Source organism: Pseudomonas sp. RA_35y_Pfl2_P32, assembly GCF_963970735.1.
Taxonomy (GTDB): Bacteria; Pseudomonadota; Gammaproteobacteria; order Pseudomonadales; family Pseudomonadaceae; genus Aquipseudomonas.
Genome location: NZ_CAXAQF010000342.1, coordinates 1 through 448, shown reverse-complemented (window position 1 = coordinate 448; position 448 = coordinate 1). Strand labels below are relative to the sequence as shown.

Annotated in this window: 2 protein-coding genes; both read right to left on the bottom strand. The window is 68.3% G+C overall.

Going from position 1 to position 448, the window contains the following annotated elements:
- Positions 1–183, bottom strand: a 183-nt coding sequence (locus AACY45_RS28610; RefSeq protein WP_339548837.1) for a hypothetical protein, incomplete at its 3' end; no start/stop codon positions are given.
- 47 nt (positions 184–230) lie between these two features.
- Positions 231–448 (bottom strand): MGMT family protein (locus tag AACY45_RS28605; RefSeq protein WP_339548835.1); only part of this gene is annotated, 218 nt, incomplete at its 5' end.

Sequence of the window (448 nt, the reverse complement as noted above, 5' to 3'; positions counted from 1 at the left end):
CAGCGCACCGGCCACCAGTTCGAAGAAACCGGCCCGGCAGCGGCAGCCGAAGCTGCCGGCGCGCACATAGGCAATGGAATGCATGCTGCGGCATTCGGCGAACGGCGTATCGTCCGGTCCCGCATCGCAGCGGAACTCGGAGACGGTCATCGTCGGCGTCGTCAGCAGCGTGGTCGCGTCCATGCGGTCAGTCTAGGCGTGATCCGCGCCGCAGGGTAGCGGCATGCGCTTCAGGTCGACGGCCTTTGCGGGGCCGCCGGCAGCAGCACCTCGAACAGCGTCTTGCTGGCGATCGGGTGGGCGCCCTCCAGCGCCAGCAGCCGCCGCTTCGAGACGATCCCGCCATAGGGCGACAGCCGATCCGGGTAGTTGCCGGCCTCGAGCACCCTATGGCAGGGCACGATCAGCATGTAGGGGTTTTTCGCCAGCGCCTGGGCCACCGCATGCA